Source organism: Maricaulis sp. CAU 1757 (assembly GCF_054482675.1).
In genome coordinates, this window is sequence record NZ_JBTLRI010000001.1 from 836101 (window position 1) to 852135 (window position 16035).

The window sequence follows — 16035 nt, forward strand, 5'->3', positions numbered from 1 at the left end:
CTGAGGCCCGCTGCCTTACAAGAGATCAATGCCCCTCTCCGCACCTTGGCGCGTCCCTCCAAACTTCAAAAATTGTCATCCCGGATGCATGCCCCGCGCAGGCGGGGCGAAAGTCCGGGACCCCTCACCCCGATGCCTGCCGCATCGAACGTCCCCATCCCGCACCTCGTGCCCGCTCCGTCCCCCCAATCCACCGTCATCCCACGGTCCCTGCGCCAGCAGGGATCCGGGGGACCTCAGCTAGCCAGCCCGCCACACCCGGCCCGCCCGTCCCGCACCCGAAACCACGATCCCCATCCATCTCCACACCGCCATTTCCCGACCATGCCCCATTCTCCCACCGGACAGACCCCGGCGGATTATTCGGCGCAAGAAAATCATAACTCACTGAAAACAAACCAAAAGATTCTCCAAAGAGCGGGGATATCGAAAAAGTTATCCCCGTTTTTGCAAAACCTCTCTGGAACGCCGCTCCAAATCCCGCCCCGGAAACCCGGCACCCGCGCCTGCATCACCCCGTAACTGCTATAGCTGCCTCAACCGCCCCGAACGCGCTTTCCCCCGCGCCGCACAGGCGCTATCTCCCTGCCCATGACCGAGATCAAGTTCTGTGGCCTGAAGACCGGCTCCGACATCGCTGTTGCCGAAGCCGCCGGGGCCCGCTGGATCGGCTTCGTGCTGTTCGAGAGGAGCCCCCGGCACGTCTCGCCTCAACTGGCCGGCGAGCTGGCCCACCTGGCGCGGACCAGCGAGACCGTCGCCGTCACCGTGGATCCGGACGATGACCTGCTGGCCCGCATCCGCGACGGCCTTCGCCCCGACTGGATCCAGCTGCACGGCTCGGAAAGCCCGCAGCGTGTCATTCAGACCCGCCCCTATGCCCGCCGCGGCGTGATCAAGGCCCTCCCCGTCGCCGAGGCCGCCGACCTCGACGCCGCGAAAGCCTATGACGGCGTTGCCGACATGCTGCTCTTCGACGCCAAACCGCCGGCCGGCGCCGAGCGCCCGGGCGGCCTCGGTCACGGCTATGACTATGCCCTGCTGAAACAATTGCAGCTGCGCACACCCTGGCTCTTGTCCGGCGGGCTCGATGCCAGCAATGTCCGCCAGGCCGTGGAGGCGTCCGGCGCACACGCCGTCGATGTTTCCTCCGGCATTGAAAGCGCGCCCGGCGTCAAGGACGCCGAGCGTATCGCCGAATTCGCCGCCGCCCTGGCGCGACCGACCCGAACGGGAGAGATTTCATGAGCACGACCGCGACCACAGACCCGCGCCCGAATGCCCTCTCCCAGTGGCCGGATTCCCGCGGCCGCTTTGGCGATTTCGGCGGTCGTTTCGTCGCCGAAACATTGATGCCCAACATTCTGGAGCTCGAGCAGGCCTACCAGATGGCCAAGTCCGACAGCGCCTTCATCGCCGAGATGAATGAATTCCTGCGCGACTATGTCGGCAAGCCCTCGGCGCTGTATTTCGCCGAACGCCTGACCGAGGAATTCGGCGGTGCCAGGATCTGGTTCAAGCGCGACGAGCTCAACCATACCGGCAGCCACAAGATCAATAATTGCCTCGGTCAGGTCCTCTTGGCGCGGCGCATGGGCAAGACCCGCATCATCGCCGAAACCGGGGCCGGCCAGCACGGCGTCGCCACCGCCACCGTGGCCGCCCGCTTCGGCATTCCCTGCACCGTGTTCATGGGCGCCACCGATGTCGAGCGCCAGGCTCCCAACGTCTTCCGCATGAAATTGCTGGGTGCCGAAGTGGTGCCCGTAACGTCCGGCACCGGCACCCTCAAGGATGCGATGAACGAGGCCCTGCGCGACTGGGTGACCAATGTGTCCGACACGTTTTACGTCATCGGCACCGTCGCCGGCCCGCACCCCTATCCGGCCATGGTCCGCGACTTCCAGTCAATCATCGGTCGCGAGGCCCGGGCCCAGATGCTCGAGCGCACCGGACGCCTTCCCGATGCCTGCGTCGCCTGCATCGGCGGTGGATCCAACGCGATGGGCCTGTTCCATCCCTTCATCGAGGACGAGAGCGTGCGCCTGATCGGTGTCGAGGCTGCCGGCCATGGCATCGAGAGCGGCAAGCATGCCGCCAGCCTCAAGGGCGGAGAGCCGGGCATCCTGCACGGCAACAAGACCTATCTCCTGCAGGATGATGACGGCCAGATCATCGACGCCCACTCGATCTCTGCCGGCCTCGATTATCCCGGCATCGGCCCGGAGCACGCTTTCCTGCACGATGCCGGCCGCGCCGAATACGTGTCCGCCACCGATGATGAGGCGATGGAGATGTTCCAGCTCTGCTCGAAGCTGGAAGGCATCATCCCCGCCCTCGAGCCGGCCCATGCCCTTGCCCGTGTCCGCGACCTGGCACGGGAGCTCGGCCCCGACGGCGTCATCCTGATGAACATGTGCGGCCGCGGCGACAAGGACGTCCCCCAGGTCGCCCGCATGCTGGGTGTGGAGCTGTAAATGACCAACCGCCTGACCACCCGTTTCGACCAGCTTGCTTCCGAGAACCGCGCCGGTTTCGTCGCCTACATGATGGCCGGTGACGGCGACAGCCAGGCCCTGCTCAAGGCACTGCCCGATGCCGGCGCCGACATCATCGAGCTCGGCATGCCATTCACCGATCCGATGGCGGACGGCGGCTCGATCCAGGCCAGCGCCCTGCGCGCCCTGGCCGCCGGCATGACGCTGAAGGGCACGCTGGCCCAGGCCGCGGAGCTGCGCGAAACCGATGATGCCACGCCGATCGTGCTGATGGGCTACGCCAACCCGATCCATCACATGGGCTGGGAGACCTTCGCCGAGGCCGCCCGCGAGGCCGGTGTGGACGGGCTGATCTGTGTCGACGTGCCGCCGGAAGAGGATGACGAGCTGCGCACCGCGCTCGAGCGCCAGGGCATCGCGCTGATCCGCTTGGCCACCCCGACCACCGACGACAGGCGCCTGCCCACCGTGGTCCGCAACACCTCCGGTTTTGTCTATTACGTCTCCACCACTGGCGTCACCGGCGCCGGCACCGGGGCCGTTACCGAAGTGACCGACGCGGTGGCCCGGGTGCGCAAGGCCTCCGGCCTGCCGGTTGCCGTCGGATTCGGTGTACGATCGCCGGAGCAGGCCGAAGCCATTGCCCGCCATGCCGACGCCGTGGTCGTCGGTTCGGCGATCGTCGACGCGATGCATGAGGGGGGTGTTTCCGGCGCCGCCGGGCTTGTAAAGACATTGTCCAGCGCCGTCCGATCCGCGCGGCGCCAGGAGGCATGAAGTGAGCAATCAGGACTCCCCGATGAACTGGCTTTCGAAGATCACGCCTCCGGGCATGTCGAAAATCTTTTCCAAGCGCGACACCCCGGACAATCTCTGGGTCAAATGCCCCAAGTCCGGCGAGATGGTCTTCCACAAGGACCTGGAAGCTGGCCTGTTCGTGACCCCGGCGGGTCACCACATGCGCATCGCGCCGGCCTATCGCTTCCAGTTCACCTTCGACGACAAGTTCACCGAAGTGGCGCTGCCGGAAGTCCCCAAGGATCCGCTCAAGTTCCGCGATGACAAGCCCTACACCTCGCGCCTGGCCGCGGCCCGCAAGAAGACCGGACGTGACGACGCCATGGCCATAGCCCACGGCGCCATCGGCGGTGTCGACTGCGTTGTCCTGGTTCAGAACTTCGCCTTCATGGGCGGCTCGCTCGGCATGGCCGCCGGCGAGAGCTTCATCAAGGCGGCCGAGACCGCCATTGCCCGCAAGGCGCCGCTCATCGTGTTCACCGCGGCCGGCGGTGCGCGCATGCAGGAAGGCGCCCTGTCGCTGATGCAGATGCCGCGCACCACGCTGGCCATCGACATGCTGCGCGAGGAGGGCCTGCCCTACATCGTTGTGCTCACCGACCCGACAACGGGCGGCGTCACCGCCTCCTACGCCATGCTCGGCGACGTCCATATCGCCGAGCCCGGCGCCCTGATCGGTTTCGCCGGTCCGCGCGTCATCGAGCAGACCATCCGCGAGAAGCTTCCGGAAGGCTTCCAGCGCGCCGAATACCTGCTGGAAAAGGGAATGGTCGACAAGGTCGTCCATCGGCGCGATATTCCTGCGACGCTGGCTCGCATCCTGAGAGTGATGATGAAACGACCGGGCAATTCGATCGCCTCATACACGCCGCCGCTGCCCGATCATGTGCCGGCGGAGGGGGGCAGCCATTAGCACGCGCCGTCAAGCTCTCGATGACGCGCTGGCGCGCCTGGCACGCCTGCATCCGAAGAAAATTGACCTGTCCCTGGGCCGTCTCCAGCGCCTTCTCAAGGCGCTCGGCGACCCGCAGGAACAATTGCCGCCGACCATCCACGTCGCCGGCACCAACGGCAAGGGCTCGACCTGCGCCTATCTGGCGGAAATGGCGCGCGCCAATGGCGAGAAGGTGCACATCTACACCTCCCCCCACCTGGTGGATTTCAACGAGCGCATCCTCATCGATTCAACACCGGTGGACGACCGCGTCCTGATCGAGGCCTTCGCGCGCTGCGAGGCGGCCAATTTCGGCGAGCCGATCACATTCTTCGAGATCACCACCGCTGCCGCCTTCCTGCTGTTCTCCGAGCACCCGGCCGACCGCCTCATTCTCGAAGTCGGTCTGGGCGGCCGCTATGACGCCACCAATGTCCTGGCCAAGCCGGTCCTGTCGGTGATCACGCCGGTCAGCCTCGACCACCAGGAATTCCTCGGCAACGACCTTCCCAGTATCGCCCGCGAGAAGGCCGGCATCTGCAAGTTCGGGGTCACCACCGTGATCGGCCCGCAGGACCAGGCCGCTGAAGCCGCGATCCGCGCGGAAGCTTCCCGCGTCGGCGCCCCGACCTGGATCTGGGGGTCCGACTACAACGCCATGATGCAGCACGGCCGGCTCACCTATGAAGACGAAAGCCGGCTCTGGGACCTGCCAGCGCCGGCCCTGCTCGGCCCGCACCAGATCCTCAATGCCGGCACAGCCGCCGCCTGCGCCGCCGCGCTCGGCTGGCCGGAAGCGGCCGCCGCCAAGGGCATCGCCAATGCCAGCTGGCCGGCCCGCCTGCAGAACATCACCCGCGGCCCGCTCGGGGAGATCGCCCGCGAAGCCGGGGCCGAGCTCTGGCTCGATGGCGGTCACAACACCGCCGCCGCCATGGCCCTGTCGCACGCGCTGGCCGACATGGACGAGCGCGAGGATCGTCCGCTGGTGATCATCGCCGGCTTCTCGCCCAACAAGGACGTGAAGGGCTGGTGCGGCCAGTTTGCCGGCCTGGCCCGGCGCCTGATCGCCGTCGAGTTCGCCTCCGGGCGCGGCGGCTCCCAGCCGGCCGACGAGGTGGTCGCGGCCAGCAAGGCGGCCGGCCTCAAGGCCGAAGCCGAGACCGGCCTGATCGCCGCCATGAAGAATGCCGTGCGCGAGCACCCGGCACCGCGCATCCTGGTGGGCGGCTCGCTCTACCTGGCCGGCGAAGCCCTGGCCCTTGGCGACGCTCCGCCGCACCGCACACCCGGCTAGCCTTCGACATGGACCGGTCAGGCTTGCAAGATTGCCCGGAACTGGCAAAATCACTGCTTACTGCAAAACCAGTACACGCTCGAATGCTCCGTATTTGTGCCTCTATTTGCGGTCATCACGCGCCGCAACGAAGTCACCAGGTCACGCATGCCCGATACCACGACGCCGATACAGTCCGACAGCGACGCCCATAACGCCCATTTCGAGCGCGTCCTTACGTCCGGGCGTGTCGGCGTGTGGGAGCTCGATCCCGAGACCGGCGAGGCCTGGCGCAATGCCCGCCACGACGCCATTTTCGGCTATCCCGAAATGCTCTCGGCCTGGACTTATGACCTGTTCCTCAGCCATGTCCTGGAAGAGGACCGCGAGCAGGTCGACGCGCTCTATTCGCGGGCCCTGGCGACGCGCCAGGACTGGGCCTTCGAATGCCGCATTCGGCGCGCTGACGGCGCCGTGCGCTGGATCGCCGCCGAGGGCCAGCATTTCACCGGAAGCGATGTCACCGGCACCCGCCTGGTCGGCCATGTCATGGACATCACAGAGCGCAAGGAAAACGAGGAGCGCCTGCGCCTGATCAGCAATGAGCTCAATCACCGCCTGCGCAATGTCGTCGGCATGATCCAGGGCCTGGTCAACCTGACCGGGCGCAATGTCGACACCGTCAAGGACTTCCAGAAGGCCCTGCAGGGCCGCCTCGACACGCTCGCCCGCGCCTACCAGCTGACCCCGGACACGCACAGCCAGAGCGTCCCGCTCGACGCGCTGCTCGACCGCTTCGCCAGTTTTGGCGGGTTGCGCGAGCGTATCGAGATTGTCGGAGCCGAGGGTCTGCCGGTGTCCGGCAAGGCTTCCGAAATGCTCTCCCTGGCGCTGCACGAGCTGACCACCAACGCCATCAAGTACGGCGCCCTGTCCAATGAGGACGGCCGGGTCCGGCTCAGCGTGACCAAGCTCGAGACTGGCCTGCAATTGGTATGGCAGGAAATCGGCGGCCCGCCGGTCAGCGAGCCGAAAACCAAGGGCTTCGGCTCGCAATTGCTCGGCACCGCCTTTCGCGGCAGCCAGGGCGAGGCCGTGCTCCGCTTCCCGCCCGAGGGCGTGGTCTGCACCCTGACCCTTGCCAATAATGGCGAGAATGACTGAGCGCCCGCTTGCGGGCACGAAAAAGGGCGCCCGTCGGGGCGCCCTCTTCGTCAGGCCGAAGCCGGGTGGAACACGCTAGAGCGTTTCCTTCACCCACTCGGTGATCTTGCCCTTGGCCATGGCGCCGATCTTGGTCGACACGACCTGGCCGTCCTTGAAGATCATCAGGGTCGGAATGCCGCGCACGCCGTACTTGCCCGGGGTCATGGGATGGTCGTCGATATTGACCTTGGCAATCGTCAGCTCGCCCTGCATTTCCTGCGCGATTTCCTCGAGGGCCGGGGAGATCTGCTTGCAGGGACCGCACCATTCGGCCCAGAAATCGACCAGGACCGGTCCGTCCGCATTGATCACGTCATTCTCGAAGGATTCATCGCTGACCGCTTTGGTCGCCATGGGACACTCCATTGTTCGGGGCGAACTCGCCGGCGCGAATTCAACTGGTGGAGCGTCAGGTAAGGAGGGTTGCCCTCGACGTCAAGCTTTCGACCGCGCGAACACGGTGTCGAGCAGCTCGTCCGGCAGCTCCATCAGCCGCGCCGCATCGGTCCACAACAGGGCGCAGCGCACGGTTTTGCCGGGGTGAACGGCGCGCAGCAGGGCCCGGTAGGTGGCCATCTGGCCGAGATAGACCCGGGCCACGTCGGCCACCTCGATCGGCGGTGGCCGGTTGGTCTTGTAGTCGATGATCAGCACTTCCGTGTCGGTCACCACCAGCCGGTCGACCTGGCCGCGCACGATGATGCCCTCGGGCAGGCCCGGCGCATGCCCGACCAGCGACACCTCGGCCCGGCTGCCGGGACCGAACAGCGGCGCGAAGTCCGGATGCGCCAGGATGCCAAGGGTCTCCTCGACGATGACCCGGCGCGCCGCATCGTCAATGTCCGGCTGCGCCGCGACGAAGCGTTCGGCCGCCTCCCGGCGCCGCACCTCCGGCAGGTCGGGCAGGGTCTCCAGCAGCTTGTGAATGATGTCGCCGCGCCGGAAGCGGTGCCCGCCCGGATCGGCCAGCGGCGAGATCACCGCCGGTTCGCCGCTCGTGTCGGTCTCGTCGGACAGGAAGCTCGACGGCGCCACGCCGCGCACCGCCGCCGCCTCGCTGGCCGCCGGGGTGCTGGCCCAGTCGGGCAGCACGGTGCGCACATCGGCCTGGGGCCGGGCCGCGCCCAGGGGCCGCGGCGCCGGCCCGAACCGCAATCCGGAACCGATATCCTCGATGCGCCTGGCCAGCGGTGTTTCGAACTCGGCCCAGCCCGCGCCGCCCCAGGCGCCCGACAGCCGCGCATACCAGCTGTCATCCTTGATCAGGCCCGGCGCCCGCCCCTGCTTCCAGCCGCACACGATGAGCCGGTCGCGGGCCCGCGTCAGGGCCACGTAGAGCAGCCGGTCGTGCTCGGCCAGCGCCTTGGCATCCCGGGCCTCTCGCAGGGCCTTGGCCAGCGCCGGGTCCGCCTCCTTGCGCGGCGACCAGACCAGCCCCGCGGCCTCGTGCGACAATATCCCGTCCGCCTTGGTCGCCAGCGGGGAGCGCGTCGTGTCGGGCAGGATGATGACCGGCCGCTCCAGCCCCTTGGATGCGTGCACCGTCATCACCTGGACCTCGTTGCGGTCCTGACTCATCTCGCGCTTGAGCTGGCTGTCCTCGCCCTCCAGGCCGGCGATGAAGGCCGCCAGCGAACCGCCGCCCTGGCTTTCATGCTCCAGGGCCCGGGTCAGGAACTCCTCGAGCGGGTCGCGCGCCTCCTCGCCAAGCCGGGCAAACATGCGCGCCCAGCGCGTTTCCCCGGTCGGCGTCCGTGCATTAAGGAAACCGGCGAACAGGTCGTAGAGCCGCACCTTGTCGGCCTGGTCGCGCACCTGTGCCAGCGCCTCGCGGGCCTCGGCCAAGCGCGCATCGGTGGAGGTGAAGAGCGCGTTCCACAGCGTGCCGCGTCGCCGCGACCGGCGAGCCGCCGCCAGCTCCATCAACACCGCGTCATCGATCAGTGGGGCCGCGCCCGAAACCGGATCGAAGAAGGGTGATTTGAGCACTTCCGCCAGGGCCAGGTCATCGCCCGGAGTGACGGCGAAACGGGCCAGCGCCAGCATGTCCTTCACCGCCGTCTGGTCCTTGAGCACCATGCGGTCCGCGCCGGCCACCGGCACCCCGGCCAGCTTGAGCTGGCGGATCACTTCCTCGAAGAAGCCGGCCGTGCGCCGCCACACCAGGATGGCGATGTCGCGCGGCTCCACGGGGCGCTGGCTGAAGCCCCCGGCCTCCTCGTGCCAGACCGCGTCCCCGCGCTCCAGCATGGCCCGTATCTCCTCGGCCACGGACTGCGCAAGCACGTCGCGAGACGAGCCGCGGCGCCGCTGGTCGACCGGCTCGAAGATCGAGTTCTCGACCAGCTGGTCGGGCATCGGTACGGCCGGCCACAGCTCGACACAACCCGGCGTGCCGCGACGCGCCGCCCGGTGGCCCTGGTAATGCGCAAACGGCCGGACCCGCCCGGTTTCGGCGAACTTCACTTCCGGCGCTGCGGCTTCGCTGGCAAACGCCTGGTCGACCGCCGCCAGCACTTCCGGCGCCGAGCGGAAGGAGACATCCAGTCCGGGACGTTCGAAATCCAGCCCGACCGCACCCGCGGCCTCGCCCAGCCGCTCGCCTTCGGCCATGAAGCGCGCCGGTTCGGCGCCCTGGAAGGAATAGATCGACTGCTTCTCGTCACCGACGATGAACAGGGTGCGCCCCTGCTCGCTGGCCCCCTCGCCGGCAAAGAATTCCGCCGTCAGGCCGCGGATCATGTCCCACTGGCGCGGCGCCGTGTCCTGCGCTTCGTCGACCAGGGCATGCTCCAGCCGCCCGTCGAGCTTGTAGCCAACCCAGCCCGAAAACGCGTTCTCGGGACGCAAGAGATCACCGGCCAGGCGCACCAGATCATCGAAATCCAGCGCCCGGCGGCGCGCCAGCTCGTCCTCATAGGCCTCGATGAAGCGGCTGGCCACGGCGATCGCCGCCTCCGAAGCCTCGGCCACATCGACCGCCCGCACCCGGTCGCGCACCGCCTCGAGGCGTTCCTGCTCGTCCCGCAGCCGGTCGCACATCCCGGGCGCGGCCTTGTCGCAACTGGCGGTCACGGGGTTCTTGACCCGGGTCGACTTGCCATTGGCCGTGAACAGGAATTCCAGATAGCGGTCACAGGCGTCGCTGGCACTGGCCTCGTCCAGCGCAGCCTTGAGGAGCGGCGCCCGCTTGTGATCCGTCGGCTTGCCGTGATTGAGCATCACCTCCACCACCTCGGCCAGACGCGCCCGGTCTGCTGCCTCCCACGCCGCCGCCTTGATCGACCCCGCCGTCTCGCCGCGCTCGAGCCCCAGCGCCGCATACACGGCATCGCCGAGAGCGTCCGGGCTTCCCGCCCGGGCCAGTGCGTCTCCGAAATCCTGCCGGTTGGCCCGCGCCCAGGCCATCACCTGGCTTGGCGCATCGGGGCCACCGGTCGCCAGCAATTGCGCCACCACTGCCTCTGGCACATCGCGCAGCACCCGCCGACGCGCCGCCGCCACGATTTCGCGCGCCGCGCTGTCATCCAGTGTTTCAAACCCCGGCGGCGCCCCGGCCTCGAGCGGGAAGCGCCGCAGCAGCATTTCGCAGAAGGCGTGGATGGTCTGGATCTTCAGCCCGCCCGGCGTTTCCAGCGCCTTGGCAAACAGGCGACGGGCCTGTGCCAGCTCGTCGCCGCGCAGTTCGCGCTTGAGCAGCGCCTTGAGGTCCTTGCGCAGCTCTTCCTCGCCGGCGATCGACCAGCGGCCCAGGCGCTGGAACAACCTGTCCTTCATCTCCGCCGCCGCGGCCTTGGTGTAGGTCACACACAGGATGCGGTCCGGCTCGACGCCGGTCAGCAGGATGTTGACCACCCGATCAACCAGCACGCGGGTCTTGCCCGACCCGGCATTGGCCTCGACAAACACGCTGGCCGTCGCTTTCGCCGCCAGGCGTTGCGCGGCTGTGGCCGATGCGAGGATATCGGGATCGAAATCGCTCATTCCCCGCCGTCCTCGGAACCGCCGGGCGCGCTGGCCCATTCGCCGCGCCGCGCCAGATGGTCGAAATCGCCATACTGGTTGACGTATTTGGCGCGCGTCTGGCTCTCATAGGGCGTCGTTTCGTCATCGAAACGAGCGATCCAGTCCTGCAAGTCCTGGTACGCCGCCTCGGCCATCTCCGCTGCCGTCGGATTGGCCTTACCGTCGACCCGGACCACGCTGCCGCCCTCGGCATTGCCCTTCAGGCACAGATACAACAGCGCCGCCGGAGGCGCTGCCGCGAGCCCCTCGAACCCACCCTCGCGCTGCGCCATGGTCGCGGTCAGCGGCAATTGCGGGTCAAACCCGGCTCCGACTTCCTTGGCCGAGGCCGCACTGCCGGTCTTGTAATCGATGATCTCCAGCCGCCCGTCCGGTGTCCGGTCGAAGCGGTCGGCGCGGCCGTGCAGCACAAACGGCCCCGCCGGTCCCGCCAGTTCGATCTGGCCCAGGATCTCGGCCTGGTCGAAACGCAAGCCCTCGCTTCGCCGTTGGCGCTCCCAGCCGACCAGGAAACGGGCCGCCCGGCGCATCCGCGCCCGCTCCAGGACCCGTTCCTCCTCCGTGAACCCGCTGTCGGCCAGGTATGCGTCGGCCGCCTCGACCAACTGCGCTTCCGCATCATCCGGCAAGACCTGCGGCCAACCCGGCACCACCTCCTGCAACGCCGCGTGCAGCGCCATGCCCCGTTCGCGCGGTCCGGGCGGCATGTCGGCCGGGTCAAGGCGCTTCAGGCCCAGCACATGTCGGGCATAGATCGAATAGGGGTCGCGCACCCAGGTCCTGATCTCGGTAATCGACAGCTTGCGCGGTCGCCGGCCGACCGTCGGGCGCGGCTCCGGAGGCGGCGCAGGACGTACCGCCCGTCCCGGCTCGTCCAGCGCCTGCACCAGCGCCAGGTAATCCGTCTGCGGGGCCAGCGCCTCGTCTGCCGCCTTCGCCCCCAGCGCCCCCTCCGCCAGCGTCTTAAGGCGCCAGATCCACCGCGAGGCGACGCTCGGCGCGCCATCACTCTTGCGGGCGCGTGTCATCACCACGTCCGGCGCCGCAGCCAGCTGGGCGAAATCATGCGCCGCCAGGCCGTAACGGCGCTCCGGAGCGGCCAGCTTGACGGCGCGGCGCATGCCCGGCGACAGCCACGGGTCCGCTCCCGGCGCGCGCGGCCACACGCCTTCATTCAGCCCGGCCAGGATCACCCGGTCAGCCTGCACCAGGCGCGCCTCCATCGGCCCCAGGACCTGCAGTCTCGGATGTACGCCAAGCCGGGGTGGCACCCGTTTCGACGCCATCAGCTCGGTCAGCGCAGCGGCATAATCGGTGAGCGTCATCGGCGGCAACGCCTCGCTCTCCTCCAGCAGGGCACGTACCAGCTGCGCCGCGGCCTCGCCGCCCTCGGCGCCCCACAGCTCGGCCCCGGCGGACAGCGCCTCCGCCGCACGCGCATGATGCGTCGCCCACTCGGAGGCGTGCAGTCGTTGGCCGGTCTCCAGCGGCGCCATCACTGCCTGCATGGCGTCGAGGACCGCGATGATCAGGGCCCGGTCGTCCTCGAACAGGTTGACCCGCTCGCCGTCCAGCCGCCCCCGTACCGCCTCCAGGCTTGGTCCCGGACGCACGCCGCGCAGCGCCTCGGCCTCGAACTTGGCGAGCACCGTGTGCACCGCCCCGCGCGACCGGCCGGCCGTGAATAGCGGCGAACTCCACAGGGCCGAGAGCGCGACAACGCTGCCCGGCTGTCGGGCACAGTCGAGCAGCCGCAACAGGAATGCTCCCGCCGCCGTCTCGCCCAGCGCAGCGCCGCCGGAATCGTCAAGCCGGACACCGAACCGGCCCATCTCCACCGCCACCCGCCGCGCCAGCATCCGGTCCGGCGTCACCAGCACGCCGGTGCGGTCCGGCTGTTCCAGCACTTCGCGCAGCATCAGCGCACACACCCGCGCCTCGGCCAGCTCGTCCGGCGCCTCGATCAGCGCCAGCCCGTCAACGCCGCGTTCGAAGAAATCCGCGCCATAGGTCTCGCTGAGCCTGGCAATGCGCGACAGCCATTCATCGGTTGTCGCCGCCGGCCTCAGGGCTTCGCCGATGACCCTCCGCCGCAGCCGGGCCTCCAGCGTCTCCGCCGCATCCGGCCACGCCGCCACGTCCCCGCGCGCCAGGCCGAGATCCTCTACAAACGCCTTCATCGCCCATTGTGGATGGTCGTCATCAATGCCGGCCCAGGCGGTATCATCGGCATCCCAGTCAAAGCCCGGCAGCACCACTGCGCCCTGCGGCAGGCCGGCAATGACCTGCATCAGCTCCGCCGCCGCCGGGATCGACCCGGTCGAGCCGACCGCCAGCACCGGATGGGTCGGCGGGGCGACCCGCCAGCGCTCGGCCAGCGCCTTGAGTACCCGCGTGCGCCGCTCCGCCGCATCGACCAGGCCCAGCTCGGCCAGCCGTGCCGGCCATGCCGCCTGCACGATTTCGAGGAACTCCACGGCCTCGCGCCGGTCGGCCGGCAAATGCTCCTGCATGGCCTCGCCGAGGGGGGCAAGGTCACTGACGTCCTCGGTCGCCAGATCATCCAGCAGGGCTGCCAGCGGCTCGGCCAGGGCCAGCGCCCCGCCCATGCCGAGCGGCCGCCCCAGCGCCGCCTCCTTGGCCAGGATCAGCCGCGCCAGCTCGAAGCGGCGCCGGGTCGCACTGATCGCCGGCGGGGCCAGGCCCGCCAGTTCGCCCGGCTCGAAGGGCGGGTCATCGACATCGACATCGCCGATCGGCCGGATCAATGGCAGCAGCGCCACCCCCTCGCCGGCCTCTTCGGCGAACACGTCACCCAGCGCCTTGGCGGCGCGCCGGGTCGGGGTCAGGACGAGGATTTCCGTCAGCGCTGCCGGATCCTCCGCCGCACCGAACTCGGCGCGCAACGTGCGCACGATGGCGCGCAGGAAGTCCGCCTGCGGCGGCAAGGTGTAAAGGCGCGGGGCCGGCGTATCGAACAGCCGGCCGGTCACCGGGCCAGCCTGGCCTCCGCCTCGGCCAGCGCCTGGGGATCCCCGACATGCATCCAGAACTCGTCCATGGCGAGCCCGTGCAGGCGGCCGCGCGCCACCAGCTCACGCCACACCTCCATCATCGAGAAGCGTACCGCCTCGCGGCCGGCCAGCGCCTCCGGCTTGAGGATCATGGTCCCTGCATAGGCATAGGGCGCGCGCGCCGCGTCGCCGCGAAACCGTACCCGGCCATCGGCATCCAGGAAGGCATCGCCGGCACCCGGAAAGCCCAGCGTCTGCTCCAGCGGCGCCATCAGCAGCAGCGCGTCCATGCGCTCCGGATCCCAGGCCCGGCGCAAACGCTCGAGCTCGGGGACCGCCCCGTCCACCCAGATGGCGTCGATATTGGAGACCAGGAAGGGCCCGTCGCCGAGCAGGGGGAGAGCCTTGACCACCCCGCCACCGGTCTCCAGCACCTCGTCGCGCTCGTCGGAAAGGGTCAGCGCGGGCGCACCGCTGCGCGTCGCCAGGTGCGCCTGCATCTGGTCGGCGAAATGGTGGATATTGACCACGGCATGGTCGACACCACCGGCCGCGAACCGGTCCAGCGCCCAGTCGACCAGGGCTCGTCCCCCGACCTCGACCAGCGCCTTGGGCCGGTCATTGGTGACCGGACGCATGCGCGTGCCGAGCCCCGCCGCCAGCGCCATGGCATGCGTGATCGCGGTCATTTGTGCGCTTCCAGGAAGACGTCCGGCGCATGCGTCTTGGCCCACATCAGCAGCGGCATCAGGGCCGGGTGCTGCAAGTCGCCGACGAAATGCCGGGCCACGCGCGGCAGGTAATCGAGGTAGCGCTGCTTGCCGTCGCGCTTGGCCAGGCGCACGAAAATGCCCAGGATCTTGGCGTTGCGCTGGGCCCCGAGCACGGCATAGGCCGCATCAAACCCGGCCGCGTCCTCGATCCCCGCCTGGGCCACGAAACGCGCCTTCAGCGGCACCGCCAGCTTGCGGTCGACATTGCGCCGCGCGTCTTCCAGCAGCGACACCAGGTCATAGGCCGGATGACCGATCACCGCGTCCTGGAAGTCCAGCAGCCCGATCGCCGCCTCGGCCTCGCGCTCGGGCAGGTAGATCAGGTTCTCGGCATGGAAATCGCGCAGCACCAAGCCCGGCGGGCAGGCGTCCAGCCGCTCCAGCGCCGTGCGCCAGATATCGTGCCAGTCCTGCCGCGCCGCATCGTCCAGCTCGACCCCGGCGTGCTCGGCGAGGTACCAGTCGAGAAACAGGTCGGCCTCGGCCGTCAGCGCCACCGCGTCATAGCGCTGCAGCGTCCAGCTCTGGCCGTGCGCCTCCAGCGTGCCCGGAAAGCTCGACCGGTACAGCGCCGCCAGCGTGTCGACCGCCTTGGCATAGAGCGTACCCTCGTGCGCCGCCCCCGGCAGCAGCCGCGCCACCAGGTCGTCGCCGAGGTCCTCCAGCAGCAGGTATCCGTGCTCGAAATCCGCCGCCCGGACATCCGGCGCCGAGAAGCCGCGCTCGCACAGGGCGCAGGCCAGTGTGGTGAAGGCCGCCAGGTTGGCCCCGGCCAGCCGTGCCTGCGCATTGTATCCCAGCGCCCGGCGGGTCGCCGCATCGGCCTCCGGCGGACAGGACGGCGCCTCGGCCGCGGCCGGTGCGTCCATCAGCATCGCCGTTTCTCCGCCGCGGACCAGCCGCACATAGCGCCGTGTCGAGGCATCCCCAGCCAGCGGCTGGCGCTCCGCATCGCCCCATCCGGCACCGGCCAGGAAAGCGTCAAGCGCCGCCTCGCGATCAATCATCTTCAATTCGTGCCTCCCAGCCCCCGAACCCGCGCAAGCGCGCCTCGCGACTCACCTCATCCCCGTTCGGGGTCGAGTGTAGGATGATTTCCAGGCGATTGCCGGGTCTGAATTCACCCAGCCGTTCCGGCCACTCGACCAGGCAGATCGCCTCCTCGAACGCGTCCTCGAGACCCAACTCGTCGAGTTCTTCAGGATCCTCGATGCGATACAGATCGGCATGCCACAACGCGTCACCGCCCACCGTGTCGTAAACCTGCACCAGCGTGTAGGTCGGACTCGGCGCGTCCTCGACACCGCAGGCGGCGGCGATCACGGCGCGCGCCAAGGTCGTCTTGCCGGCCCCCAGATCGCCTTCCAGCATGACCGCATCGCCGGGCCGCAACAGGCCGGCAAGTTGCGTCCCGAAACGGCGGGTCGCAGTCAGATCATCAAGCGGCAGGCGGGCGGGAAGTCGCATGCTTTGCGCTTAACCGCCCCCCGCCCGGACGGCAAGCGGTGAG

Annotated in this window: 12 protein-coding genes; 6 read left to right on the forward strand and 6 right to left on the reverse strand. The window is 68.8% G+C overall.

What is annotated here, in order from left to right:
- The first annotated feature begins 591 nt into the window (after positions 1-591).
- From ACXYMR_RS03870 to ACXYMR_RS03895, 6 genes are all read left to right on the forward strand, one after another.
- Complete coding sequence (locus ACXYMR_RS03870; RefSeq protein WP_458941439.1) at positions 592-1248, forward strand: phosphoribosylanthranilate isomerase; 657 nt, start codon at positions 592-594, stop codon at positions 1246-1248.
- Complete coding sequence (gene trpB / locus ACXYMR_RS03875; protein WP_458941440.1) at positions 1245-2477, forward strand: tryptophan synthase subunit beta; 1233 nt, start codon at positions 1245-1247, stop codon at positions 2475-2477. Before ACXYMR_RS03870 ends, trpB begins: the two co-directional genes overlap by 4 nt.
- On the forward strand, positions 2478-3275 hold the full coding sequence (trpA, locus tag ACXYMR_RS03880; protein WP_458941441.1) for a tryptophan synthase subunit alpha: 798 nt from the start codon (positions 2478-2480) through the stop codon (positions 3273-3275).
- 22 nt (positions 3276-3297) lie between these two features.
- Positions 3298-4209 (forward strand): acetyl-CoA carboxylase, carboxyltransferase subunit beta, encoded by a 912-nt coding sequence (gene accD, locus ACXYMR_RS03885; protein ID WP_458941443.1) that lies wholly within the window; start codon positions 3298-3300, stop codon positions 4207-4209.
- Positions 4181-5527 carry a bifunctional folylpolyglutamate synthase/dihydrofolate synthase gene (locus tag ACXYMR_RS03890; RefSeq protein WP_458941444.1) on the forward strand — a complete coding sequence of 449 codons (1347 nt, stop codon included), beginning with the start codon at positions 4181-4183 and terminating at the stop codon, positions 5525-5527. The genes accD and ACXYMR_RS03890 overlap by 29 nt, the downstream gene beginning before the upstream one ends.
- Positions 5528-5674: 147 nt before the next feature.
- Entirely contained in the window at positions 5675-6670 is a 996-nt protein-coding gene (locus tag ACXYMR_RS03895) for a sensor histidine kinase (RefSeq protein ID WP_458941445.1), read from the forward strand.
- A gap of 75 nt (positions 6671-6745) precedes the next feature.
- Here the strand turns inward: ACXYMR_RS03895 and trxA are convergent, their stop codons facing one another.
- The 6 genes from trxA to tsaE all read right to left on the reverse strand — a co-directional run bounded on the left by trxA (position 6746) and on the right by tsaE (position 15992).
- A complete protein-coding gene (gene trxA, locus ACXYMR_RS03900) occupies positions 6746-7066 on the reverse strand; it encodes a thioredoxin TrxA (protein ID WP_458941446.1) in 321 nt (106 codons plus the stop codon).
- An 81-nt stretch (positions 7067-7147) separates the two neighbouring features.
- Positions 7148-10696: a double-strand break repair helicase AddA gene (gene addA / locus ACXYMR_RS03905; RefSeq protein ID WP_458941447.1), complete on the reverse strand. Its 3549-nt coding sequence runs from the start codon at positions 10694-10696 to the stop codon at positions 7148-7150.
- Positions 10693-13731, reverse strand: coding sequence for a double-strand break repair protein AddB (gene addB / locus ACXYMR_RS03910; RefSeq protein ID WP_458941448.1), 3039 nt, complete (start codon positions 13729-13731; stop codon positions 10693-10695). Before addB ends, addA begins: the two co-directional genes overlap by 4 nt.
- Positions 13728-14441, reverse strand: coding sequence for a nucleotidyltransferase family protein (locus ACXYMR_RS03915; protein ID WP_458941449.1), 714 nt, complete (start codon positions 14439-14441; stop codon positions 13728-13730). The genes addB and ACXYMR_RS03915 overlap by 4 nt, the downstream gene beginning before the upstream one ends.
- A complete protein-coding gene (locus tag ACXYMR_RS03920; RefSeq protein WP_458941917.1) occupies positions 14438-15532 on the reverse strand; it encodes an aminoglycoside phosphotransferase family protein in 1095 nt (364 codons plus the stop codon). The genes ACXYMR_RS03915 and ACXYMR_RS03920 overlap by 4 nt, the downstream gene beginning before the upstream one ends.
- A complete protein-coding gene (gene tsaE, locus ACXYMR_RS03925) occupies positions 15525-15992 on the reverse strand; it encodes a tRNA (adenosine(37)-N6)-threonylcarbamoyltransferase complex ATPase subunit type 1 TsaE (RefSeq protein WP_458941450.1) in 468 nt (155 codons plus the stop codon). Before tsaE ends, ACXYMR_RS03920 begins: the two co-directional genes overlap by 8 nt.
- Between the last annotated feature and the right edge of the window lie 43 nt (positions 15993-16035).